Source organism: Anaeromonas frigoriresistens (genome assembly GCF_016820655.1).
Lineage (GTDB): Bacteria > Bacillota > Clostridia > Tissierellales > SIT17 > Anaeromonas > Anaeromonas frigoriresistens.
This window is the reverse complement of record NZ_WSFT01000053.1, coordinates 1-24,600: the sequence shown is the minus strand read 5'-3', so window position 1 is coordinate 24,600 and position 24,600 is coordinate 1. Positions and strand designations below refer to the sequence as shown.

33 protein-coding genes are annotated in these 24,600 nt (G+C 28.3%); 4 read left to right on the top strand and 29 right to left on the bottom strand.

All coding sequences use genetic code 11. The features are described 5' to 3' along the window. Window positions 1-10 precede the first annotated feature (10 nt). The 22 genes from GOQ27_RS14110 to GOQ27_RS14005 form a co-directional block, all read right to left on the bottom strand. Window positions 11-1,486, bottom strand: a complete 1,476-nt coding sequence (locus tag GOQ27_RS14110; RefSeq protein WP_203367524.1) for a DUF92 domain-containing protein — start codon at window positions 1,484-1,486, stop codon at window positions 11-13. Between the two features lie 167 nt (window positions 1,487-1,653). Next, on the bottom strand, window positions 1,654-2,028 hold the full coding sequence (locus GOQ27_RS14105; RefSeq protein ID WP_203367523.1) for a DUF1667 domain-containing protein: 375 nt from the start codon (window positions 2,026-2,028) through the stop codon (window positions 1,654-1,656). A gap of 1 nt (window position 2,029) precedes the next feature. Then, complete coding sequence (locus GOQ27_RS14100) at window positions 2,030-3,295, bottom strand: NAD(P)/FAD-dependent oxidoreductase (protein WP_203367522.1); 1,266 nt, start codon at window positions 3,293-3,295, stop codon at window positions 2,030-2,032. A 44-nt stretch (window positions 3,296-3,339) separates the two neighbouring features. Next, entirely contained in the window at window positions 3,340-4,776 is a 1,437-nt protein-coding gene (locus tag GOQ27_RS14095) for an NAD(P)/FAD-dependent oxidoreductase (protein ID WP_203367521.1), read from the bottom strand. Window positions 4,777-4,904: 128 nt separating this feature from the next. Further along, on the bottom strand, window positions 4,905-6,407 hold the full coding sequence (glpK, locus tag GOQ27_RS14090; RefSeq protein ID WP_350445923.1) for a glycerol kinase GlpK: 1,503 nt from the start codon (window positions 6,405-6,407) through the stop codon (window positions 4,905-4,907). A 46-nt stretch (window positions 6,408-6,453) separates the two neighbouring features. After that, window positions 6,454-7,182: an MIP/aquaporin family protein gene (locus tag GOQ27_RS14085; protein ID WP_484477133.1), complete on the bottom strand. Its 729-nt coding sequence runs from the start codon at window positions 7,180-7,182 to the stop codon at window positions 6,454-6,456. 51 nt (window positions 7,183-7,233) lie between these two features. Next, window positions 7,234-7,800: a glycerol-3-phosphate responsive antiterminator gene (locus tag GOQ27_RS14080; protein ID WP_203367520.1), complete on the bottom strand. Its 567-nt coding sequence runs from the start codon at window positions 7,798-7,800 to the stop codon at window positions 7,234-7,236. Between the two features lie 351 nt (window positions 7,801-8,151). Then, the gene (locus GOQ27_RS14075; protein ID WP_203367519.1) at window positions 8,152-8,328 is read right to left on the bottom strand and encodes a bacterioferritin-associated ferredoxin; all 177 of its coding nucleotides are present in this window, start codon (window positions 8,326-8,328) and stop codon (window positions 8,152-8,154) included. A gap of 310 nt (window positions 8,329-8,638) precedes the next feature. Continuing rightward, the gene (locus tag GOQ27_RS14070; protein ID WP_203367518.1) at window positions 8,639-9,238 is read right to left on the bottom strand and encodes a nitroreductase family protein; all 600 of its coding nucleotides are present in this window, start codon (window positions 9,236-9,238) and stop codon (window positions 8,639-8,641) included. 206 nt (window positions 9,239-9,444) lie between these two features. Next, entirely contained in the window at window positions 9,445-10,101 is a 657-nt protein-coding gene (locus tag GOQ27_RS14065) for an ABC-2 transporter permease (RefSeq protein WP_203367517.1), read from the bottom strand. A gap of 3 nt (window positions 10,102-10,104) precedes the next feature. Then, window positions 10,105-10,956, bottom strand: a complete 852-nt coding sequence (locus GOQ27_RS14060; protein WP_203367516.1) for an ABC transporter ATP-binding protein — start codon at window positions 10,954-10,956, stop codon at window positions 10,105-10,107. Between the two features lie 2 nt (window positions 10,957-10,958). Beyond that, window positions 10,959-11,342 (bottom strand): GntR family transcriptional regulator, encoded by a 384-nt coding sequence (locus GOQ27_RS14055; RefSeq protein WP_203367515.1) that lies wholly within the window; start codon window positions 11,340-11,342, stop codon window positions 10,959-10,961. 295 nt (window positions 11,343-11,637) lie between these two features. After that, window positions 11,638-12,090 carry a methyltransferase domain-containing protein gene (locus GOQ27_RS14050; RefSeq protein ID WP_203367514.1) on the bottom strand — a complete coding sequence of 151 codons (453 nt, stop codon included), beginning with the start codon at window positions 12,088-12,090 and terminating at the stop codon, window positions 11,638-11,640. A 90-nt stretch (window positions 12,091-12,180) separates the two neighbouring features. Further along, entirely contained in the window at window positions 12,181-12,738 is a 558-nt protein-coding gene (sigZ, locus tag GOQ27_RS14045) for an RNA polymerase sigma factor SigZ (RefSeq protein WP_203367513.1), read from the bottom strand. Between the two features lie 172 nt (window positions 12,739-12,910). Then, window positions 12,911-13,885 (bottom strand): lamin tail domain-containing protein, encoded by a 975-nt coding sequence (locus GOQ27_RS14040; protein ID WP_203367512.1) that lies wholly within the window; start codon window positions 13,883-13,885, stop codon window positions 12,911-12,913. A 212-nt stretch (window positions 13,886-14,097) separates the two neighbouring features. Then, window positions 14,098-15,042, bottom strand: coding sequence for a DUF1848 domain-containing protein (locus GOQ27_RS14035; protein ID WP_203367511.1), 945 nt, complete (start codon window positions 15,040-15,042; stop codon window positions 14,098-14,100). 242 nt (window positions 15,043-15,284) lie between these two features. Further along, the gene (locus GOQ27_RS14030; protein ID WP_203367510.1) at window positions 15,285-15,752 is read right to left on the bottom strand and encodes an NUDIX hydrolase; all 468 of its coding nucleotides are present in this window, start codon (window positions 15,750-15,752) and stop codon (window positions 15,285-15,287) included. Between the two features lie 22 nt (window positions 15,753-15,774). Further along, the gene (locus GOQ27_RS14025) at window positions 15,775-16,281 is read right to left on the bottom strand and encodes a hypothetical protein (protein WP_203367509.1); all 507 of its coding nucleotides are present in this window, start codon (window positions 16,279-16,281) and stop codon (window positions 15,775-15,777) included. Between the two features lie 63 nt (window positions 16,282-16,344). Continuing rightward, complete coding sequence (locus GOQ27_RS14020; RefSeq protein ID WP_203367508.1) at window positions 16,345-17,649, bottom strand: WD40/YVTN/BNR-like repeat-containing protein; 1,305 nt, start codon at window positions 17,647-17,649, stop codon at window positions 16,345-16,347. Continuing rightward, complete coding sequence (locus GOQ27_RS14015) at window positions 17,619-17,816, bottom strand: ADP-ribosylglycohydrolase family protein (RefSeq protein ID WP_350445933.1); 198 nt, start codon at window positions 17,814-17,816, stop codon at window positions 17,619-17,621. The genes GOQ27_RS14020 and GOQ27_RS14015 overlap by 31 nt, the downstream gene beginning before the upstream one ends. A 61-nt stretch (window positions 17,817-17,877) precedes the next feature. Beyond that, window positions 17,878-18,375: a hypothetical protein gene (locus GOQ27_RS14010; protein WP_203367507.1), complete on the bottom strand. Its 498-nt coding sequence runs from the start codon at window positions 18,373-18,375 to the stop codon at window positions 17,878-17,880. Between the two features lie 126 nt (window positions 18,376-18,501). Then, window positions 18,502-18,831: a hypothetical protein gene (locus GOQ27_RS14005; RefSeq protein WP_203367506.1), complete on the bottom strand. Its 330-nt coding sequence runs from the start codon at window positions 18,829-18,831 to the stop codon at window positions 18,502-18,504. Window positions 18,832-18,949: 118 nt separating this feature from the next. Here GOQ27_RS14005 and GOQ27_RS14000 point away from each other — a divergent pair, with 118 nt between their 5' ends. Next, window positions 18,950-19,327: a hypothetical protein gene (locus GOQ27_RS14000; protein ID WP_203367505.1), complete on the top strand. Its 378-nt coding sequence runs from the start codon at window positions 18,950-18,952 to the stop codon at window positions 19,325-19,327. A 116-nt stretch (window positions 19,328-19,443) separates the two neighbouring features. On the opposite strand, the gene GOQ27_RS13995 is transcribed toward GOQ27_RS14000, so the two are convergent. After that, window positions 19,444-19,653, bottom strand: a complete 210-nt coding sequence (locus GOQ27_RS13995; RefSeq protein ID WP_203367504.1) for a hypothetical protein — start codon at window positions 19,651-19,653, stop codon at window positions 19,444-19,446. A 152-nt stretch (window positions 19,654-19,805) separates the two neighbouring features. Between GOQ27_RS13995 and GOQ27_RS13990 the strand changes: the two genes are divergently transcribed. Continuing rightward, on the top strand, window positions 19,806-19,997 hold the full coding sequence (locus GOQ27_RS13990; RefSeq protein ID WP_203367503.1) for a hypothetical protein: 192 nt from the start codon (window positions 19,806-19,808) through the stop codon (window positions 19,995-19,997). A 76-nt stretch (window positions 19,998-20,073) separates the two neighbouring features. On the opposite strand, the gene GOQ27_RS13985 is transcribed toward GOQ27_RS13990, so the two are convergent. The 6 genes from GOQ27_RS13985 to GOQ27_RS13960 form a co-directional block, all read right to left on the bottom strand. Then, window positions 20,074-20,403, bottom strand: a complete 330-nt coding sequence (locus GOQ27_RS13985; RefSeq protein WP_203367502.1) for a hypothetical protein — start codon at window positions 20,401-20,403, stop codon at window positions 20,074-20,076. A 37-nt stretch (window positions 20,404-20,440) separates the two neighbouring features. Next, window positions 20,441-20,656, bottom strand: a complete 216-nt coding sequence (locus GOQ27_RS13980; RefSeq protein WP_203367501.1) for a hypothetical protein — start codon at window positions 20,654-20,656, stop codon at window positions 20,441-20,443. Window positions 20,657-20,747: 91 nt separating this feature from the next. Next, window positions 20,748-20,927: a hypothetical protein gene (locus GOQ27_RS13975; RefSeq protein ID WP_203367500.1), complete on the bottom strand. Its 180-nt coding sequence runs from the start codon at window positions 20,925-20,927 to the stop codon at window positions 20,748-20,750. Window positions 20,928-20,998: 71 nt separating this feature from the next. Beyond that, window positions 20,999-21,550: a hypothetical protein gene (locus GOQ27_RS13970; protein ID WP_203367499.1), complete on the bottom strand. Its 552-nt coding sequence runs from the start codon at window positions 21,548-21,550 to the stop codon at window positions 20,999-21,001. A 954-nt stretch (window positions 21,551-22,504) separates the two neighbouring features. Further along, window positions 22,505-22,909 carry a hypothetical protein gene (locus tag GOQ27_RS13965; protein WP_203367498.1) on the bottom strand — a complete coding sequence of 135 codons (405 nt, stop codon included), beginning with the start codon at window positions 22,907-22,909 and terminating at the stop codon, window positions 22,505-22,507. 158 nt (window positions 22,910-23,067) lie between these two features. Then, window positions 23,068-23,352, bottom strand: coding sequence for a hypothetical protein (locus GOQ27_RS13960; RefSeq protein WP_203367497.1), 285 nt, complete (start codon window positions 23,350-23,352; stop codon window positions 23,068-23,070). A 328-nt stretch (window positions 23,353-23,680) separates the two neighbouring features. Between GOQ27_RS13960 and GOQ27_RS13955 the strand changes: the two genes are divergently transcribed. Further along, on the top strand, window positions 23,681-24,079 hold the full coding sequence (locus GOQ27_RS13955; RefSeq protein WP_203367496.1) for a hypothetical protein: 399 nt from the start codon (window positions 23,681-23,683) through the stop codon (window positions 24,077-24,079). 195 nt (window positions 24,080-24,274) lie between these two features. Continuing rightward, window positions 24,275-24,508, top strand: coding sequence for a hypothetical protein (locus tag GOQ27_RS13950; RefSeq protein WP_203367495.1), 234 nt, complete (start codon window positions 24,275-24,277; stop codon window positions 24,506-24,508). Window positions 24,509-24,600: the final 92 nt, after the last annotated feature.

Genomic DNA, 24,600 nt, shown 5'->3' with positions numbered 1-24,600 from the left:
TATATTTTAATTAAAGTACCATAATTAAAGGTATCAAGGTAGCTAAGAAAATACTCACTACATTCACAATATCATTATTAATATATTTTATACCTCTTTTTAATATCGTCTCTTTTCCATCAATGAATTTCTTTTCAGTTTCTTTTCTTTCTTCATCCATATATATACCTTGTATAAAAGCACCTAACATAGAATCAATCACAGATCCAAGTAATCCAGATAAAGAGACGATTAATACATAAAGAATGTTTACATCAAGCTCTAGAACAATATTAAAATATATTGAGGAATATACTGCTATTAATAAGGCTCCTAGAAAGCCTGAAATTGTCCCTAGGGGACTCACTGCTCCTGATGTACCCTTAGGTACTCTTTTAAAACTCCTTAAATGGAAAGGCCATTTCTTGTCCAATATACCGATTTCCGTAGACCATGTATCTGCATTTGCTGCAGCAAATGCAATAGTAAATAACATTAAATATATAGGAGAATCAAAAATTAAATATAATATTCCATATATTAACCCAACTCCTCCATTGGCAAAGACCTGGGTCATATCCCTATTCCCCGTCTTATCAAACTGATCAGATACTTGTTTTTTATCCCTCTTCTTATAATGACTCAATACTGAAGATGAAATAAAGAATAAGATCATAGTAGAAGCTCCATAAAATCCGGTAGTTAGATATATACCAGTACCTAAAACAATAGCCCCTATCATACCACTTTTAGTTAATGATTTCTTTTTATATGCAAGGATGCCTATAATTCCACTGAATATTAAACCTACAACAAATCTATAATTATATATTATTATACTATTATCAAATGATACTAATATATATCCCACTAATGCACTTATAAGTGGTACAGTAATATTGTCTAGTCCATAGGGTGTAACCAACTCTAATACCGTAGCAATAAAAGCTATAATAATTGAAATCATTAATATATTTATACTAAAGGATATTGAAAAACTAAGAACAATTAAACTCACCATCATAGATACTGCAAACATAGTAAGGGTTCCTATGATAGACTTCTTGTTCTTACCTATGTGAAACTGGTTTAGACCATAATTTACCCCTATTAATGCAGCTAGTCCATCTCCATAACCCATGATAAGGATACCAATAGCCCCTATATAAATATTTCTTTCCCAGAATAACAAAACTAAAATAAGTAAAGATATAGGATAATATACAGTACCTAGAGAATCTTTATCTTCTCTCTCCATACTACTAAATACACCTTTTTTATAAGATAAATAATTAAGTATGATAAAAATAATCGGCGGTATCATAGCATAGTACATATTATCTATAAGAAACATAGCTACAATCCACCAATTTGATACACCTATATGTACAAACTTTCTATTAAATTCTTCATCCGCATTAGTAAATCTATTTAAAATTTCTCCTAATATAAGAATCATAAAAACAAATATAAAAGATATAATTAATCCAATTAAATTACTACTCATCCACAAACCTCCCCAAATTGCCAATTATCTACATTAAGGATATTATATATTATTAGAAAAGTTTGTTCAATTTATTTTAGTTTTACACACAAAAAACCAGACTCATGTAAATCCGGTTTTTAGTGTGTAATTTATTTATAGTTTTTAAATTTATCTTAACCATTAATTTAATCTATTCTTTCCATGCTTCGAGATGCTATAATATCTACTCCTGTATCTAATATATTTCTTACAATTACATCATTTGATTTTATAGGAGCTACTATATCTAAATCATTAATTATTTCCATACATTGAAATAATTTATCTTTAGGTAATCCATCATTGCTTATAACTGGTATTCTCTCATAAAAAGCACCTTTTATTTTTACTGTTGTAGTTAATACTCTAGTAGGATTGGTTACTTCTTTTATACCATACTTTTCTCCCCTAATACATTCATTACCTTCTACTTTATATCCACTATCATAATTTGAATCTTCCTGTATAGTAAGTCTACATCCTACTGGACATACTATACATATTTTTTCATATTCCTTCATATTAATTCTCCTCCCCTTGAACTTCAACCGTAATATTAGAAATATTTTTATCCTTTATATTTATAACTGGTATTTTAATTCTTTCCATTTCACCGGGAGCCAAATGTTTCTTTTTCATTTCTTTTATTGTTTCTCCATCTGCTTTAATAACTAATTTTACGTCTTTATATACATCTGATACTCTCATAAACATATCTAAAGTATTATCTAAATTTTCAACTCTTATTTTGTGAGGGATTATATATCTTATCCCCTTTTTTGCTTTTGTATTTATTACGTGATTATCTCTTGTAATTTCTTTTTTTATAAATTTAGCGGCATTTTTTCCTGCTCTCATACTTTCCTCAGTCACATAATCTACAAGGTCATGAACATGCACAACATTACCACATGCAAATATACCTTTTATATTTGTTTCCATAGATTCATTTACTTTTGGTCCATTAGTAATTGGATCTAGTTCTACTCCCGCACTCTTTGATAATTCATTTTCTGGTATTAATCCAACAGAAAGCAGCAGAGTGTCACAATCGTAAAGTTTCTCAGTTCCTGGTATAGGCTTTTTATTTTCATCTACCTTAGCTATAACTACACCTTCTACTCTATCTTTTCCCTTTATATCTACTACTGTGTGACTTAATAACAAAGGTATATCAAAATCATCTAAACACTGAACAATATTTCTTGTAAGTCCACCTGAATATGACATAAGTTCTGCAACAGCCTGCACTTCTGCTCCTTCAAGTGTAAGTCTTCTAGCCATTATAAGCCCTATATCTCCAGATCCTAATATTACTACTTTTTTCCCTACCATGTATCCTTCCATATTTATAAATCTTTGAGCTGTTCCAGCAGTATAAACTCCTGCAGGTCTAGTTCCAGGTATTGATAATGCTCCTCTAGGTCTTTCTCTACATCCCATCGCCAATACTATTGCTTCTGATTTTATCTCCATAAATCCGTCTTTTGAATTTATAGCACTTATTATTTTGTCTTCTGTTATATCCAAAACCATAGTATCTAACTTATATTCTATATTTAGACTTTTTAATTCATCTATAAACTTTTCTGCATATCCTGGACCTGTCAACTCTTCTTTGAATACATGAAGCCCAAATCCATTATGAATACATTGTTGAAGTATTCCTCCTAATTCTTTATCTCTTTCTATAATTAAAATGCTATCAGCACCATTTTTTTTAGCCTCTATCGCAGCAGCTAACCCTGCTGGTCCTCCTCCTATGACCACAATATCATAATTTAACATAATACCACTCCTATTATTTATATTCTAAATATACTAATAGCATCTTAGGATTTAGTTTTTCCTGTCAATATATTAGATTTCTGCCCATCTTTCATTATTTCTTCTATATCCTTATCTAGTTCTCTTGCTAATATTTCCATCACCCTTGGACCACAAAAACCACCTTGACATCTTCCAGCTCCTGGTCTAACTCTGCGTTTTATCCCATCAACTGTTGTTGGTCCTCCATTTTTCTTTATACTATCTACTATCTCACCCTCTGTTATATTTTCACACCTGCAAATAACTCTACCATACCTTGGATCTTTCTTTATTAACTCAGCCTTTTCTTCTTTACTTAATTCATCGAATACAATCATTTTTCTTCGAGGATTAAACTCTTTGTTTTCTTCTAAATTATTAGATATATTTTTAATTATATCTAATACATATTCTGCTATTGATGGAGCAGATGATAAACCAGGTGATTTTATTCCCGCAACATTTATAAACCCTTTTGCATCTTCAGATTCTTCAATTATAAAATCTCCTGTATTAGGCTCTGCCCTAAGACCTGAAAAATTAGTTATTGTTTTATGAAATGGTATGTTTTCTATACTCTTTGAAGCGGTATTCTTAACATAGTCAAGATTATCACCGGAAGTTTGTGTTTCATCCCTTTGATCATCATTCAATGCCTGGCTATCTGGACCAACTATGATATTTCCATGGACTGTAGGAGCTATTAAAACTCCTTTTCCAAATTTATTAGGAACTTGAAATATAACATGATTAGTTATATTTGATGCACTTTTATCTAAGATATAGTATTGTCCTCTTTTAGGGGTTATTTTAAAACTTTCTTTGGCTACCATATTATTTATTTTATCAGCATATACACCAGCACAATTTATTATATATTTTGATTGCATTTCTAAATTATTAGTTAATATTTTATATCCTTTATCTATCTTTTTAATGTCCTTAACTTCATTATTAAGAAAAAGCTTTGCTCCATTATCCATTGCATTTTCAGTAAGAGCTATAGCTAATTCATATACGCCAACTATTCCTGCTGTTGGAGAATATAATGCACCTATTACATCATTATTTATATTAGGCTCCATTTTTAAAATCTTATCTTTATCTATTATTTCCACATTAGGTATTTGGTTTTCTATTCCTCTGTTGTATAACTCTTTTAATGCCTCCATTTCTTCATCATTGAAAGCTAGTACTAAAGATCCTATTCTTTTAAAAGGTACATCTAATTCTTTACATACCTTATCAAACATAGGATTCCCTGATGCATTGAATTTGGCCATTTTTGTACCTGGCTTTGCATCATATCCACCATGGACTATGGCACTGTTTGCTTTAGTTGTACCATTAGATACTTCATTATCTTTTTCTACAATAGCTATATTTAGTTTGTACTTTGATAATTCCCTTGCTATATAACTTCCTATGACTCCAGCCCCTATTATTGCTACATCATACATTAAGACTGCCTCCTTTTTTTATTAATAAAAAAGACCACACTAAATTTGACCTATCATTCCATAGGTAAATTAATGCGGTCCTCTTCATCTCAAACCTTTATTTTTTATTTTTAAATTATTTATGTCTTTTACTTATCTTCTTCCCACTTTAGTGATCTAGAAATGGCTCTTTTCCAATTTGAATATAGATAATCTGACTTTTCTGAATCCATTTCTGGTTTGAATGTTCTATCTACTGAATACTTTTGACAAATATCATCTTTGTCTTTCCAAAAATCCACAGCTAAACCAGCTAAATATGCAGCTCCAAGAGCAGTTGTTTCTGTTACACTTGGTCTATTTACTGGAACTCCAAGTATATCAGATTGGAATTGCATTAAGAAATTATTTACTACTGCTCCTCCATCAACCTTTAATTCCTTTAGATCTATACCTGAATCCTGTTGCATAGCTTCAAGTATATCTTTACTTTGATATGCAATAGATTCTAGTGCTGCTCTTATAATATGGTTCTTATTAGCTCCTCTAGTAAGTCCAACAATTGTACCTCTAGAATACATATCCCAATGAGGTGCTCCTAATCCAACGAATGCTGGTACTATATACACTCCATTAGAATCCTTAACTTTACTTGCAAAATACTCACTATCTGATGCATCACTTATTAATCTTAATTCATCTCTTAACCACTGGATTATAGCTCCTCCAACAAATATACTTCCTTCTAATGCATAATTAACTTTTCCATCTATTCCCCAAGCTATTGTCGTGAGAAGTCCATTACTTGATTTCACCATTTTTTCACCAGTATTCATAAGCATAAAACAACCAGTTCCATAGGTATTTTTAGCCATACCATCATCATAACAAGCTTGTCCAAAAAGTGCAGCTTGTTGATCTCCTGCTATACCAGATATAGGTATTTCTGCTCCTCCGTAAGTTTGAGGATCAGTGTGTCCATATACTTCACTAGAAGACTTAACCTCGGGTAACATTGAAGCTGGAATACCTAACTCTTCTAAAAGCTTTTCATCCCACTTAAGTTCTTTAATGTTATATATCATAGTCCTTGAAGCATTAGTGTAATCAGTTATATGATCTTTACCTCTTGTTAAATTCCATATGAGCCATGTATCTACATTTCCAAATAGTAATTCACCATTTTCAGCCTTTTCTCTAGCACCTTCAACATTATCCAGTATCCATTTGATTTTTGTACCTGAAAAATAAGCATCTATTACTAATCCTGTATTTTCTCTTACATAATCTTCTAACCCTTTTTCTTTTAAATTATCACATATATTAGCGGTTCTTCTACATTGCCATACTATTGCATTATAAATAGGTTTTCCAGTTTTCTTATCCCAAACAATAGTTGTCTCTCTCTGATTTGTGATACCTATAGCAGCAATTTCTTGAGGTCTTATTCCAGCAGTTTCTAGTACTTCTCTAGCAACACCACTTTGAGACCCCCATATTTCCATAGGATCATGTTCTACCCAACCTGGTTTAGGATAAATTTGTTTAAATTCCTTCTGAGCAACATTTACTATTTCACTATTATGATTAAATAGTATAGCTCTTGAACTTGTAGTTCCTTGATCTAATGCCATAATATATTTCTTTTCCACACTATCTCCTCCTCATATAATATACTGATTTTATTAAAACTTTTCCTTAAACCCAAACACTAAGAATAGCTTGGTATACTACAGCACCTATTATACCACCTACTATCGGTGCAACAACTGGTATTATGCCATAGCCCCAGTCTGAATCTCTTTTTCCTTCTATAGGAAGTATAGCATGGGCAATTCTTGGTCCTAAATCTCTAGCAGGGTTTATAGCATATCCTGTAGGTCCACCTAAACTTAGACCTATACTCCATACTAAGAAACCAGCTAATAATGCACTCAATACACCTACTCCATTATTTCCATTATTTATTCCTAAAATTCCTATTACTAATAATGCAGTACCTATTACTTCTGTTATAGCATTCCACTTATAATTTCTTATTGCTGGGGCTGTACAAAACACTCCTAATTTTGTATCTGGATCATCAGTCTTTGTAAAATGATTCCTAAAGGATACAAATACCAATATTGCTCCTACCATAGCTCCAAGTACTTGAGATATTATATATCCTGGCACTAGTGACCATGATATCTTTCCAATTACAGCAAATCCAATAGTTAATGCAGGATTTATATGAGCTCCACTCACCCATCCAGTAATATATGCTGCCATAGCAACTGCAAGTCCCCATCCAGTAGCAACAACAATCCACCCTGAACCTTCTGCTTTTGTCCCTTTCAAGGAAACGTTTGCAACAACTCCATCACCTAATAGTATAAGTATCATTGTTCCTAAAAACTCCGCTAAATACATAGCCATATTTGACATAAAAAGTCCCCCTTAAAATATTTAATTATACGTTAATAAGATCACTAACCACTACATATACCATACATCTTTATTACTTGTAGATACACCGACAGCTCCTGCGCTAATACTTTCAATCACATCCCCCTTATCTCTTATTAAGCCCCCTGTAATGATGGGTATTTTTGTTTCATGGTGTATCTCTTTTATTATTCTAGGCATTATGCCTGGAAGAATCTCAATTGCATCTGGTTTTGTAGACTTAACAAGATTTATGCCTGATTTCAAAGATAATGCATCTAATATAAAGAGTCTTTGAATAGTAAACATATCAAATTCTCTGGAAATCCTAGCTATATTACTTTTTGTTGTAATTATTCCGTCTGGCTTGATGTTCTTAGCAATATATTCCAAGCTCCATTTATCTTGAGAAATACCATCTATTAAGTCAATATGAACAAATACTCCTTTTCCCTTTTCTTGGAACTTATTTATTATGTCTTTAAGATTCATAATATTACCCGTCAATAAAAAAACATTTTTTGAAGGAGATTTTAATGCTTCATCTACCATATTTAGATCATTTACTGCGCTTATTATAGGATTCTCATGTATGTTTGTAAAGAATTTAGTTGCCATATTCTAACCTCCAACTTATATTTACAATAACTCTATATTATATTTTCCAATAACTACAACTTATATTTTAAAATAAAAAAAGGGCGCTTTAAAAGTTGCCTATCATTCCATAGGCTTCTCTTGCGCTCTCTTAGTCTCAAATTATATTCTATTTTCACAATCTTCTTACATTTAGTTTATTTGTTTTAAAGTAGCTTGTCAATAATCGTTATATCTTTATCAATGTCTATTTATCTATATTTCTCATTTTTATTTATATAAATTCTTTATTGTACTGAATCAGTAACTTCTTCCCTACTTGCAATTTTATTCATTGGAATATTCTTATACATGAGTATCAATTTCTTAAATCTAAGCCTTCAAAACATCCCTTGACAATTCCCAATTCCAGCTGTAGTTCTTTTTTATATCATTTACAAACTCTATTTTTATATTTATATTTATTGCATCTATAATTTCAGTTTCAGTTACTTTTTCACACCTAAATATAATATTTTTTTCAGGGTTTTTTGTCAGATATTTTTCCATTGAAGCTCTTTTTATCTATTATAATAGGTTCTCTATATGGAATTATTTTTTTATTTTTAACTAGTTCCACTCCCTATTTCGTTAAAATATATACAATATTTGATGCTATAGCTACACCTAAAACTACGCTCCAATTATGCTTACATAATACATATGATTACCCCTTTACGATTTTTAAGGTACGTATTAATTCTATAACCATAAATTTATAATAAAAAAACCAATAAGTATTTCTTAAAATTTTAAGAAATACTTATTGGTAAAATTATAACTCTATCCTTTATTGCTAAATGATGCTTTTAACTAAAACTTACATTATTACCTTAACTCTATCTTCTAGTGATTCAAACTCTTTATCTCCTGCTGGTACAGTTGGTTTACCAAAAGGCATCTGAGCTATAAGCTTCCAATTACTAGGTATGTTCCACTCATTTTTAACATCCTCTTCAATTAACTCATTATAGTGCTGTAAAGTGGCTCCTAATCCTTGAATATCGAAAGAAGTCCATACTATAAACTGTAAAATACCTGAAGCTTGTTGTGACCACATAGGGAAATTATCTTTATACAATTCAAATTGCTCTTGTAATCCTTCTATTACACTTTGATCTTCAAAGAATAATACAGTACCATATCCACTTCTAAAAGACTCAATTTTTTCCTTAGTATCACTAAAATTCTTCTCTGGTACTACTTTTCTTAGAGCATCTTCAGTTATATCCCATAACTTCTTGTGCTTATCTTTAAGTAATAATACTACTCTACCACTTTGAGAATTAAAAGCAGTAGGAGTATATTTCACAGCTTCCTTCACTACTTCTTCTATTCGTTCATCAGAAATAGGTGATTCATCACTTATTCCATATTTACTTCTTCTTGACTCTATAGCTTCATAAAAATTTCTAGTCATTTATTAAAACCCTCCTAAATTTAGATACAATCATTATCTATATTTATAATTTACCTCTTTTAGAAGGAATATAACTAATATTTCATTTAATTAACATTGAATCCTTATATATCTTTTTTAGCATCCTCATTATAATTTGTTTATCAAATTAATCCTTTCTTTATAATTATATGTCTAAAAATCTATATAGTAATATATAATACAACTTAATATTCTTTATTATTAAGAATTAGACATGTTGTTTTTATACTAATGGATATTAAAGTGATTAATATTAATAAACTAGTAATATATAATATACTATTAGATATATTATTGAATTTTAGAAATGTAAAGATGCTATTACTTAGCTTTTTAGGTATCAGTCCTATTAAAAATGGGGTTAAAAATATTACACTTGCACTAACTATTTGAAGCTTAACATATCCAAGCTTAAAAGTTAAAGGAACATAAATTGAAAAAAATAATTCTACCAGTAAAAAAGTTACTAAAACTTCACTTTGTTCTATACTACCTACCTTAGTAATATCTAATTTTGATAACGATACAAATATACCTGTAATAATAAAGAATACTATTGTAACAACAATTATTTTAGATAAAGCAATTAAATGATTTGGCATTGGTGTAGTCTGTATATAAATCATTCCTTTATGTTTCATTTCCTCAATAGAAATCATATGATACGTCATGAAAGTTAGCATAAATATTAACAACATATATAACAAAAACCCATTAGCTTGAAATTCAGGAGTTCTAAAAGATATAAAAATTGGAGCTATTATACTAAATAATAACATTACAATTATATACTTTTTTATTTGTAAAAAATCTTTCTTTACCAAATTTATTAATGATTTCATAAATTAATACACCTCCGTTTTTGCTAAAAATATTTCATTTAAATTTGTTCTTTCAATAATTATTTCAGGAAATTCCTTTCTTATCTTTTCATATTTATTGGTAATTGCACTAAATCCATAATTTGTTTTATTTATAAGACTTAAATCACTCTTATTTAACTTTTCTAATATTTCATTATTTCCTTTTATAAGTCTGTATTCTTCCAAGAGCTCATCTTTACTAACTTGTTCTAAAATTTCTCCATTATTTATAATTATTATTTCATCAGCTACTTGCTCCAAATCACTGGTAATATGAGTTGAAAAAAATACACTTTTGCCATCTTGTTGCACATATTCACTTAAAATTTGCATTAATTCCTTTCTCACTTCTGGATCTAAACCTGATGTAGGTTCATCCATAATTAATAAATCTGCATTATGAGATAGAGCTAAGGCTAAAGCATACTTCATTTTCATTCCTTTTGATAGAGATGATATTAATTGTTTTCCATCTAACTTAAACCTCTTTATATAATTTTCATATTTCTTATTGTTCCAGTTAGTATAGGTCGACGAAACTAGATCCTTCATCTCATTTAATGTTAAATTATCATAAAAGTATCCTTCATCTAAAACTACACCTAATCTATCTTTTATATCTTTCTTATTTAAATTAGGATTACTAAAATAATGAATCTCTCCTTCATCTTTATGTACAAGTCCTAAAATTATTTTTATTAAAGTAGTCTTTCCAGTACCATTTTTACCTAGAAATCCGGTTATACAATTTTCTTTAATATTTATATTAATATTATTGAGAATAAAGGACTTAAAATGCTTTGAAACTTTACTTATACTTAATACATCTTCCATAATTATACCTCCTCATAAACTATATCTAACATTTTATGTAATTCTTCTATATTAATATCTAACATATTTGATATAGTAATTAAATCAATTAATTTCTCTTCTATAAGAATTCTTTTGGTATCTTCAATTAAGTCTTTATTCCCTGCAAGTACAAACGTTCCCTTTCCAGCTTTACTAGAAACAAATCCTTCCTTTTCCAACTCATCATAGACCCGTCTAATAGTGAGAATACTAACATTTAAATCTGTAGAAAACTTTCTAATAGAAGGTAGTAGTTCTCCATTATCTAAGTCACCTTCTAGAATTGCTGATTTAACCTGTTCCTTAATCTGCTCATATAAAGGTTTTTCTGAGGTATTAGATATAATAATATTTAAATTTCTCAACGTTCCACCTCCAATGTGTATGTCTATACATCACATTATACACACTAAATACTTTAAAGTCAATACAAAAATTATTTTATTTAAAAACCTCCTCCTATCATAGGTATCCTCCAATATCCATAATTCTTTAAGACAATCTAAATTTCTTATAATAGGATACATAATTATAAATTATTAGAACTTAAGTTTAGTTTATATTCAATAGTAATTAGAATATTTATTCTATTTATTATCTATACACACATAAAAAATCCTTCTTATTCTGTTAAAGAAGGATTTTTAAATAATTATTTATTTATATTGTACTATCTGCTATAGGTAAATGTTCAATTTCTCCCAATCTAAACTCTACATTTGTATACCCACTTTCCATAGCATTTTCTCTTGATAGCTTAATCATATCCGGTGTCATATCCACACCTATCACATACCCAGTATGCCCCACCTGCATTCTAGCAAGAAAACAATCAAAACCACCTCCACTACCAAGGTCAAGTACCGTTTCTCCTTCTTTAAGTGAGGCAATAGCAATAGGGTTTCCACATCCTAATGCCATATTAGATTGGGACGGTACATTCGAAAGATCATCCTTGGAATACCCAATCTTGATAGATGTTTCATTAATATCCACTGGATCATCACTGCAACTGCATCCTCCTCCACAACAACTGGCTTCAGCGCCTTTCTGTGCTACTTCGGAATATTTTTTTCTAATAAAATCTCTAATATCTTCTTTGTTTTTAGTCATTAAACACCCTCCATCCATTTTTCATTTAATATGTTCTCAACTATACAGACGTATTAAAAGAAAAAAAGACGCAATTTTACGCTAAATTCTCTAACAATATTTGCATTCACTACTTTTATGTTTATAATCAATAATATTACCTCTTCTATCCATATCCAGTTGACAGCATTCTAGAAGCATCCTCTTCAACATTTTCCTAGCACGTTGTACTCTTGATTTTGCTCCAGATATAGATATACCAGTTTTTTCGCTCAACTCTTTCTGTGTCATGTTTTGAAATTCAGTTAGAATAATAGCTTCTTTGTATATATCAGGTAAATTATCTACCATTACTTTTAAACAAGAGGCTATTTCAGCATTATTTGACAGTTCTTCTTCTTTAAAATTCCCTAAATTTTCAGGCAGTTTTATACTCAAATGATTCTTATCATTTCTCCTATAGAAATCAATTATAGTGTTACGAGTTATTTTATATATCCATCCATGAATTTTATTATCATTCTCCAAACTCTCAATATTATTATGTATTTTAATAAAAATTTCCTGCAAAATATCGTCACAGTCTTGTTCATTTGATACTCGTTTCTTAATATATCTTTTTAGTGGTATACTGAAGTCATCCCAAACACAACTTATACATCTATTCACAGTAACTCCCATCCCTTTCAATTAACTCTGTTTCTACATATATATTATATTCTATAATAATTTTTATATTATTCATGTACATGTTACAGTTGTATATTAAAAAATTAATCGGTATAGTATGCTGATATATCTGTTCTTCTGATAACCCTTAGTATAATGTTTTGTCACTACATTAATCATCGTACCTATCTACCAGTTCTCCTTTAATGTTATATAATTCTGCAGGATCATTTTTAGTATTGTTCCAGGTACCTCGACTATCAAGCCAATGAAAATCTATATCTGAATTTCTTTCAGAATCCCCTACTTTTACATCTGAATTTGGATCTAAAGTAAATTTAGGAAATGTAAAAGATTGATTACCATTTACTGATATAATTTTCCAACCTTTAAGATTTACTGCCTGGTTTCCTGAATTTTTAATTACAATATATTCAGCCTTTTTATCCAATTCAGTAATCATTACTTCTTTATTCATAGATTCTGTTTGTTTCTCCGATGGTGCTTGAGATTCTAATTTTGCATTTACTTCATCTGGATTTATATTATCAAATTCATCCTTTACAATATTTCCTTTTATATTATATGTGTAACTATAATGACTCGGAATCTGTGTTTCAGTATTTGGATAAGTTATAATAGCCACAAAGTCTGTACATCCACCGGCATCTCTAATTACCTTTTCCATGTATGCCTGGTCACCATGTCTATTAAGTGTACTATTCTGTGGGGTTATATTATATGCATTGGAAACCCCTCCAAGAGAATCGGCAATCACATGACCCTCATCCAAGGTTGGACTTTCAACACCAGGCACTTTTGCTTCATCAGAATAATATCTTCCAGTTGATAAAACATCTTCAGTTGAATCATCCTGAGGTATTATTTTCTTTGCAGTTACTTTTACTAATTGACCATATTCATTAGTAAATGCATAATATTCTCTATCACCAAACCCTATATCAACTACCACATTAGCTTCTCTATGGCCGGATTGATCCCCACCTTCAACTTCAATAAGTGTATATCCTTCAAAGGGATCGCTACAACCTACAAATATAAATAAAGATGTTATGATTAAAGTAAGAACAAATAATTGTAATCTTTTCTGCGATATATACATAAATAATTCTTTTATTTTAGCCATCTTATATACTCCTTACAATTTAGTATTTTTCAGTCTTATTATTAGCACTAAGGTTTTCTTTCTCCTTTAGTGCCCATTACATTTTATATTAAGATAACAATAAATTCAATTGATCTAATAGTGCTAAAAAATAGCTCATTTTAATAATAAAAGAATCTTCTTAGCCTTTATTAAGAAGATCCTTACACTCACAGTTAAGTATTAATTTCATCCTATATAATATCCAAACTTAGTTGAACATTTTTCATACGGTAAGATTCCATCTTTCTGTCAGTAATCTTATCATATTCTTCTACATTCCCTATTAACATTGGTGAATTAACATCATGTTTTAATTTATTAATCTTCATTGATTTATCACTAAAATTAGCATAGCAGTATAAACACCCATGCTTACAGGTATTATATGCTCCTATATCTATACTACTGACACATCCACAGATTTCCCTTTGATTTTTATCTTTCTTTATATCTAAATCTTGTCCAACTATCTTTGATATTATCTCTAAGTCTATGCACCTAGCATTATTAATGCCTACTTGACATAAATCAACCTCTTCTGAGCAAGATTCTAACCTAATATTATATTTATCAGCTATTTTATATAGTTTTTCTCCTAATATAAGCATCTTTTCTTTATCTATATCTATTAGATCTATATTTTTCATATTTTTCTCTGTCTTTCTATACATTTCAATAAAGCTAAATACACATTTCTCAGTATAAGAAGATAATCTAGATGCTAAGTATTCAAAATATTTTTCATGATAATCTATGTCTATATCCTCAGTTAATATTATAGGGTCATACCTCCATACTACTCTTTCTCTCTCTATTTTCTCTGAAAGGTTTTGAAAAGAATCTATTATATCATTCTTTTTAGAAACATTTCTTTCTATAGTCTTATCATAAGGGTTAATAGTCACTTGAAAATAATAATTATATTCTTTAAGCTTATCCAAGTGCTCTAACATATTAGTAGGATCTTTAGTCCAGAATACAATACAATCAATTATATCAGGATTTAATTTCACTCTACTTACCTGATGATAATTCATAGGATTTCTGACTAATACCTCTCCTGCTTCAAGCCTATTAAAAAACCATTCAGTATAGTATGCTGGTATATCAGTTCTTCTGCTTACACTTAGTATCATAGTATATCCACTCCATTAATCAACTTTCATAGTGCTTTTATTACCAATTTATAGATTTATTTTAAAAATATATACTGTTTTTAAAAACATAAAATTTTTCATTGTCCCACTTTATATTCTTCATATATTCTCCCTCATTAAATTTAAAAGTTATTTTTAAGCTTATATGCCGTTACACTAATTTGATAAGCTCTCTTCTAATCATTTAGTTTAATAAGTCTTTATAAGTATCTCATTATCTACTACTCCCTATCCACCACATGTATAATCCCTTCATTAGATAACAACTTTTCATCCTTAAAAAATGAAGGATATATATTATAATTCTCTATATCATTTAGAGGAATCCACTCTAAGCTTTCTTCGATACCATCTTCTGTTAGACTTTTATTAATTAAACTATAGTCTTCAATTGGTTTCATATAATAATACATGGACAATTCATGGTATTCTTCTCCTGTGGGATCTAATATGAAAAAATTCTCATGGATATATCCCATTCTATCTATTTCAAAGGATATACCAGTCTCTTCATATACTTCTCTCCTGATAGCTTCTTCCATACTTTCGTGTAGATGCACACGGCCCCCTACTGAATAATAATAGGGACTGCTACTGCTTTTGACCATTAATACTTTATTATCATGAATGATTATTGCTCCAACTCTATAATTAAATTTTCCTTTTTCTGTTTTGAAGGTACAATCCATTATAATCTCCCCCGCTTCATAGTTAGTTGTATTCAATAGTTTCCATTTCATTAAATACTTCTTCTATTAGTTCAATATCTATCTCACCGTTAGTTGCTTCATAATTTTTATTTTTTCCTCCAGAAGCATACCTGGTTGAATTATCTTCCTCTATCTTTTCTATAATATTAACATCTACATATATATTTTTTTCATCTAAAACAGCAATCCTTAAGGATTCATAGGTGTTGTTATTTGCTAACCTAATATAATATTTATCAAGAATACTACTGTGTTCTACTTCTTTAATTTCTAAATCCTTAAATATTCCTAATAACCTTTCTACATCCTCTGGCTTTTCACTTCTCTTATCTATAAAATCATTCTCATCAGTAGGATACTTTGTCATTGATACTCTATGATAACTTTCCTCTTTATAATTATCTAGAATTAGTTCTTCAAAAGTTCCCTTCTCTCCCCTATTAACTATCATAAATACTAAAACTAATATAATTGCTATAGCTAAAGTACCTATTATTCTTTTCTTCAAATATATCTCCCCCTGTGAACCTTTTATTTATATCATATATTAAAAGATCAACACTTCCTTTTATTATCCTATTTCATCAGAAGGAGGTTCCACTAATTCTACAAAATTCCAAGTCTTACCCTTATCTTCGGATTTATATTTTGCTTTAACTCTGCCTCCCATAATATCTCCTTCTGGTCCCTGACCTACTAAAAGAAATAATTCTCCATCTTCCATGTAGGGGGTTTCTGGTTGGATAAAAGGCTCATAAGTATTATCCATATATTCCACTTCATGAACAGGTAATATTATAGGTTCAAATGTTTTGCCTCCATCTTCTGTCCTATAAAAGTTTGTTTCTTGATAAATAATAAAGCCTATATTTTCATCTATAAAGCCTACAGAATGTAAAAGCCAAGTCCAAGGTCCATTTCCTACTTTTGTCCAAGTAATGCCCCCATCTTTAGTTTTATAAATTGTTTGCATTTCTTGGGACATTGTTCTTTCTCCTGTGGCTATAACATAACCAGTTGTAGGCGTTGGAAAACTTACAAATTTTACTCTATTACTTTTTAATGTTTGATTTATTACTGAGGTTTGCCACGTATTGCCCCTATCCTCAGAATATATAATCTTAAGGTTACTTTCCCTATTACCACCATAGACAAAAGCTGTTTTTTCGGGAGTTATTATATAACTTCCTTCTTGAAGTTTATTATAATGCTCTCTTCCATCTCCAACTTTTACTAAGGTTTCTAATAAAATAGGAACCTCTTTCCAGCTACTTCCCTCATCATAGCTTACATAACAGATTCCATCTTCTATTTTATAAGTATATTGCTCCTTTTCATAAGGGATTTCAGCTATATACTCTTGCTCATATTCGTCCTTTTCCTTTTCACCACTAGTATTATACTTTTCTAAGTCATATCCTGCGGGTCTCTGTAACTTACTTAGGGTATAGATAAAATCCCCATCGGTGTAGCTCCCCTCTTCAAACCATAGCACCCATTGACTTCTAATTTTATTATCCTCTATAACGCCATTCCAGTTAGAGGCAGTCATCTCATCGATTTCCTTGGGTACAATATCGAAAGTAATTTGAACTATATTATCTTCTTTTATTTCAATACTATCAACAGTATATTCAGTAATCTTTTTCTTTCTAGGTACATAATCCCTCTGATATTGTTTAATGTATTCCTCTAGCCATTTCTCTCCCACTTTTGTTATATCACTTGTATCAGTCTCAACAGTAAATCCCTCGGGAGGCTGATAAACAAGCTTATTTTGTTGATATTTATAATAGCTATAATACCCTATAGATATAATCGCTATAGTTATAAAAATAATTAATCCTATCTTATATATTTTCTTCTTTTGTTCCATGAATCTACTCTCCTTATTAAGGTTAATATTATTAAATATATATTACCATATATGGATCTAGTGGAGTCACTATCTCCATCATGATTTACAGCCCTGATTAAAGCTTTTTTAAATTCTTTTTCTTTTAGGGCACAATACAGAGCAATAGCTAATGCTTCTTCAGCAATCTATCCTTTTCCTAAATTTGATATACTATTTCACTTTCATCACTACTATTAGCTATTTCTATTATTCATATAACTCATTAAGTAACTTAAAGTCAATATTTTCATCTATTACTTCATACCAATAAAATTTAGAGTCATTATATAATTTATTAACCTTTTTATCTTTGTCATATTCTTCCTCTAATGTAGATACTATAATTAGAAACTGATTTTTACTAGCTATATTTATAGATATTTCATCATATCCTTCACTACTTTTAATCCAGATTTCTTCAATAGGAAGATTATCTTCTCCTTCTATTTCTCCTGCTTCTTTAACTGTTAGACTATTTAAGTATTTTATTAGATTTTCTACATCTCTCTTATTTAAATCTGATCTTTCATCTTTATTAAGTATCTTAGAAGGTTTTCTCATATAGACTTCATCAAATTCTATTTCTATTGAATGCTTTGATTTTAAGTAATCTACTAGTCCCCCTTCTATTTTCTTCTTTCCAAATTGTGATAGAATACTAAATACAATAAATATAAGGACTAAAATTAATATTTTCTTCTTCATAAAACCCTCCTGATATTTCTACTAATAATATTTATTAAATCATTACTCACCTTATCCTACTTATTAAGAATTTCTATATTTAATATCCTTTCCCCTTCTTATTTTACAAAATATTCTATTTTGAAACTACACTATCCCCTCGTACCTTAGTGTAGCATCTAATTCTATCTTTTTCTCATTTATAGCATTATAGATACAGGTCTTTAAATAGCTTATTGTATTTTTAATATTTATACTTTGACTTATTTTCTTAAATTTATTGATAGCATATTTTATTGTGAAGTGATCTAATTTTCTTATATCCTTCTCTACTATATTAGAGAGGATATAGTTCTCTCCTATTTTTACTCTTTTTTCCTTTTCAATATCTAATAATAAGAGCCTTATAGTATGGGCTACTGCATCTCTATAGGTTTCATCTAATGAGTCTATATAGCAATTTGTTTGATATTGCATATCATTTTAAAAGAGGATAGAACAGTAATAACAAGTTGAGAAATGAATTTGAATTAATAGAGATTATAGGTTAGTATTAATTTATTATAAATTAAACTCAAATTTAGAGGGGGATAAAATGAAAAAGCGTCTAATAATTATCTTAATAAGCGTTACAGTATTATTAACTCTATCAATAGACTATGGTTGGAGGATATTTGGCTTTGATGCTTGTTCAAGTAGTATACCTTCTGTTACTGAGATAAAGGTAGAAGATAATACAGTTAATTTGAGGGGAACAACATACTATAGTGCAGACCATTTTGTGGGGCACATCACAGAAATCAAGGATAAAACTTTATATGTGGGAATGAGATATCAATTATTTACAATATTTCATGGCGGTGGAAGTTTTAATATTAATATCTCATTAAAAAATGTTGATATTGATAAAATATATATTAAGGGCAAAAGTTCATCGGAGTTAATCTGGGAAAAGGAAAATAAAAAAGAATAGAGTGTGAAATTCACTCCATTCATGTAATATCAATATGTGTATATGTAAGTTAAGCTAATTTTGTCATGCTGTACTTTAAGTTATCTTTTTAAATAGTTTTAAAAAAGTACAAAGTATTATTGGACTTCTTTTCTTTGTTTAATTGATAATTTAGAAAAGACTAAATTTACTATAAAGTAAGCAAATGCCCATATTGCTATGTCAATTATTAGCTTCATCAAATTAAACTCTTTAGTAAATATATTATAAGACAAACCAGTTGCTAAAGTAATTGCTTTTGCAATAATGTAAATAAATAAAAATTTAATAATTCCATTCTTTTTCAATATATTTTCCTCCTATGCTATTTCTAGTGGTGCAATATTATAAAATTCTATAACAAAGCATTAAACCCTTTAAATCAGTACCTATATTTTATCATATATTACTAAAACATGATAAGATAATGATAAATACTTTTATTTGGGAGGTTATATATTTGTACTACACTATTCAAAGTATTATATATATTTTAATAATGATACTTGGATTTGGATATCTAGTTGTATATCTTAAGAAAAAAGAAGAAAATAATCATCATGAGAAAAAATATAGGTTATTTTTCTTAATAATATTGATATTTCTTTTTATTCTCCAAGGATTAGTTGATTATATATATGGAATAAATTAAATATTATAGATATAGTTAAATATTAATAAATAACTTAACTTTTTAATATTAAGTATACCTTTGTATAACTCTAGCATTATTCCCTATTCTTTTTAATTCTTTTAGATTCAGTCGTTATTGATCCAATGATAGCATATATACATATAAAAATAATAATTACAACTGAAACTTTTCTCATAAAAGGAAACTCAAATATTAAATCTATTAGACGAGTTCCAAATGAAATTGCTATACCTAAAAAAATAATGGCAACAAAATAATATTCATCTTTTGTTTTTAGTTCCTCTCGATCTTCTTTCTTTGAAATGATGTAGATAGTAGAAAATAAAGGACCTTTTTGTAAAAATGATAAAATAGAAACAATCAAAGATAGACTCATCATTATTGTTAATGTAATAATTAGCATTATAAATGTCACTCCTTTTATATAATGTAACTAATCTTTATTTTTCTTTTTTGAAGATTAAGTATAGCCCTATTCCTATAGCTATAATAGTACTTATATATATTGTATTTGGTATGTAATTACTAATATCTGTCCAATATTCAGGGGTTGTTTGGTCTATGTACATTGTTAACTGTGATAGTGAGGTTTGTATACTAAAGGTTAAAATACTTAAGGCTATTATTAATAATCCTGCTATTTTTTGAGCTTTCATTTATATTCCTCCTACAAAAGATTATATTTTTATTAATATTTTTAATCTTTTTTGATGGTGATTATTTATCATATGTAGAGTTAGTATCTTTTTAACTTTGCCTTACTTTTCTTATATAAAGACTTATAGAATAAATAAGAGATGTTGCAGCTAAGAATATAAGTACTATACTTAGCCAATTAGGTATTGGTACTATATAGCGATCTATTAAAGATGTCCCTGAAGAAATTGCTAATGACAATATTAAGAAAGCTAAACTTCTACTTTTCATTTTTTTCCTCCTGATTAATATTTTAAACTTATAACTTTTTGAGGTAATAATACTAATCCGACTTTTTATATTTATAGAATAATAATTATAAATACTATTCCTACAAAAATATGTAAAAGACCTGAAAGAGGAAATGTTTTTTGGTTAATTCTTTTAATTTTTATTTTAAGCTCTTTTTTCAGTTCTTTATAAAAGGGTAAGTCTCTGATTTCACGAAATTTAATATCTACTGAATTAAAGCTGCCTCTACAATATATAGTCTTATTTTTATAATTTTTCAAGATCAGCTTATTTTTCTCCTCTTCATAAGAAATATCCTTTTCATTTAGAATGTCAATAAGTATAGACTTTACCATTTCACCTTTAATATTTCTTATAGTATAATTTTCTCTATTAAGCACAATAAGCATTATCCACACTGGGGTTATCACAATTAGTAATCCTAATAAATGATATTTTCCATATTCCATTTCAAAAGTATCCATAATGAGTGGAGTCATGGAGATAAACATTACAAATATATATCCAAACTCCCCCTTTTCAATAAATTTTCTTCTAGTTAATAAAACTATTCCATGTATTATTAATATAATTCCTCCTATTATAATAATATTCTTATTCATTTATTTTCCCCCGATCAATATAGATAGCGTTAAACATTAATACCTTATTATGTGACAATTATCCCCTCCCAATTATCAATGATAAAGATTCTATTCTACTATTACCTAGCTAAGATTGATTACTTTCGTACCTTCTAAAAACAAACTTAATTATGAGCAATAATAAAAGTGCATATAAAAGATATGATAATATTCTTATATCATAAGAAGCAGAATTTTCTAATGTTCCTTTAATCCCTATAAACTTTATACTTGCAGATACAAAAAAACTATAAAAATTTTTATTAGATAATTAATGATACTCATTTGAAAATATCCCCTTTAAGTTAAATTTCAACTATTATTATACTTATTTTACCATATATAGGGGTTCTTATAAAACTATTATTTCAGGCTTATTGATAACATCTGAACTTCTCTATTTAAACCTTCATAGTTAGCCCTTTTCCATTTTCCATTGGTTCACAAATTACTTCGAAACTCTACATTTTTTCATATTGGAGTCTAACAAATAGCACATATAGTAAAATATAGATTATACTTTAAAGGAATTTAATTGTGAATTTACTCATAAATTTGCCACTTACAGAACCATATATCGACCAATTATTCTTTAATACTATATAGAAATTGTGCAATATTTTAAATCTTTGAATCATATAATGTCCAATGTATTTATATTATAAAAATAGGCTGTGTTATTCTTAATTGTTGATATTATTTAGTTAAGATCTAATTTGTCATAATATAGCTAAAATTTTAGTTATGACAAACTCAAATAGTAAAAAATAAAAAGGAGAGAATGCAAAATACACGCTATCCTAGTAATATCAATATGTATGTAGCTTTATATGAGTTTGTCATAATGATAGTTAAGACAAACTCATATAAAGCTATATTTTGATTCTAATAGTCATAAAACATAATTATGAAAATAAAGAAGATATTGAACTATCAATTCAACCAATTAAAATCCAACCAATCAAGTGGTATAAAGGGTAAAATCATTTTAATAGTTAGTGCTAATGGACCTTCAATCCCCCCCATTAAAGATGCGAACATGAAAAATAAGATAATACATACATTAATTAGTACTAATAATATATTTATCAAACTTACACCAACAAAATACATTAAAATAATAGAGCTATAAAATCCTATCCACATTGTTGAAAACATGGGATTTAAAAATTCTATGCTAAGAATATCAGTTATATCTAATAAAAATATTGTAGGATATATTAATGTTGAAATTATTATAATTAATTTTAAAAAAATGTTTTTTTGAATTAAGTTCTTTAAAGTACTTATATTTTCTCTTATAATCATATCTATTAGCGCCCCCTTTATTTTTCTCATAATCTTACTATCGATAGCTTTATTTTCAACTAAGTTCTATTCAATTTGGGATCTATATTTTACCATATATGAGATTTTGCGGCTAGTGAGTGGAATGAGTTTGTCATAATTACTATTAAGTAAAACTCATTTTATTAAATATTATATATATTCAGGTACTATGATAGCTTAGATACATAGAAATATAAGAGAAAAGCTATCAATATCACCGATACTATAATATTAATATAAGCACCTTTCTTTTTATATATTTTAATTAATCTTATTCCTATAAGAAGCATAAACAGTAATTGCGAAAATAACGCTAAAGTAAGTAATATATTCTGATATTGAGTACCTGCATATCTAACTCCTATAGAGAAAAGAATTATTATAGATAGTATTGGTAATAAAGGAATTCCTATTTTATAACCTATAAAGTTCTTATCATTAATATTAAACATAAATTTCCCCCTAAATTTGAAACAGATAATTAATTACAAATATTATACCATATATTAACAATAAAAATAAGGAGAAGTACTGTTTCGTAGGCTATTGTACATTATAATCTCAAAATATTTTTTTAGAATATTAATGACGTATAAAAAATTTTTGTGTAAGAACGTCATTTTTAGTACGAAACCATACATTATTTCACGTTGGAATCCGATAATAAATAGAACATTTGGAAAAATATTGATTATAATTTAGAGGGAATTAATGCTTTCATATAGAACTTTAGGTTAGACACATAGTTGTAGAAAAGTGTGAAGTAAAGGATGTGAACATATGAATTGGAAAAGACCATGGGGAGTAACTTTGATTGGATATTTTTATATCTTTAGTGTACTTATCTTGATGATTACATTAATTACTAACTCTACTGAATCAACTGACCTTGCAATTAGGTTTGGGTTGCCAAATATATCAGAAAATGCTGTTAAAGTACTAGTCATTTTGATTTACTTAACAATGATATATGGATATTTAAAACTAAAAAAATGGGGTTATTGGATATTAATGACTAATTCATTCTATTTACTATTAAGAAATATAATCATATTTCAGGAAGATAGTCCACAACTATCTTATTCTAGTATGATAGTATCTATTATATTTTATAGTACAATAATTATATATACTCTTATAAAGAGAGAATATTTTTATGTAAAATATATTAGATCATAATATTTAAGAAGCAAGACAATAAGAGTAATTTATAACGTATTGTTTCAAAACTATGCCACAAAATTATTCAATATTGAATTTTACTTAATAGTAAATATGACAACCTGAGTAAATTTCATAGTTATGAAGTCTCAGATATGGTAAAATAAGTATAACTGAACAGTAGGATATTTTTTATTCATATGGGGGTGTTAAATGAAATTATATAGGTTTATTGGAATATTGGGTTTATTAATAGTTATGGTAGGGCTACTGGAATGTGAAAACTTGGATGTAGATCAAGAAGTATATACCTCGACAGAAGATGAATTAGTTGAAATTGTAAAGGTTTTAAAACAAAATAAATATGAATTTAAAAAGTTGAATATTACTATTGATCAGTTTGTAGAAAATACTAAAGAGATTCGACCAAATGGTTACGAAGATTAAAATATACAAAAGGAGGTATTATGAAGAACTATATAAAAGTAATTATATTTGGAATTATTGAGATATTGTACTTTGTAATATTAGGTAAAAAT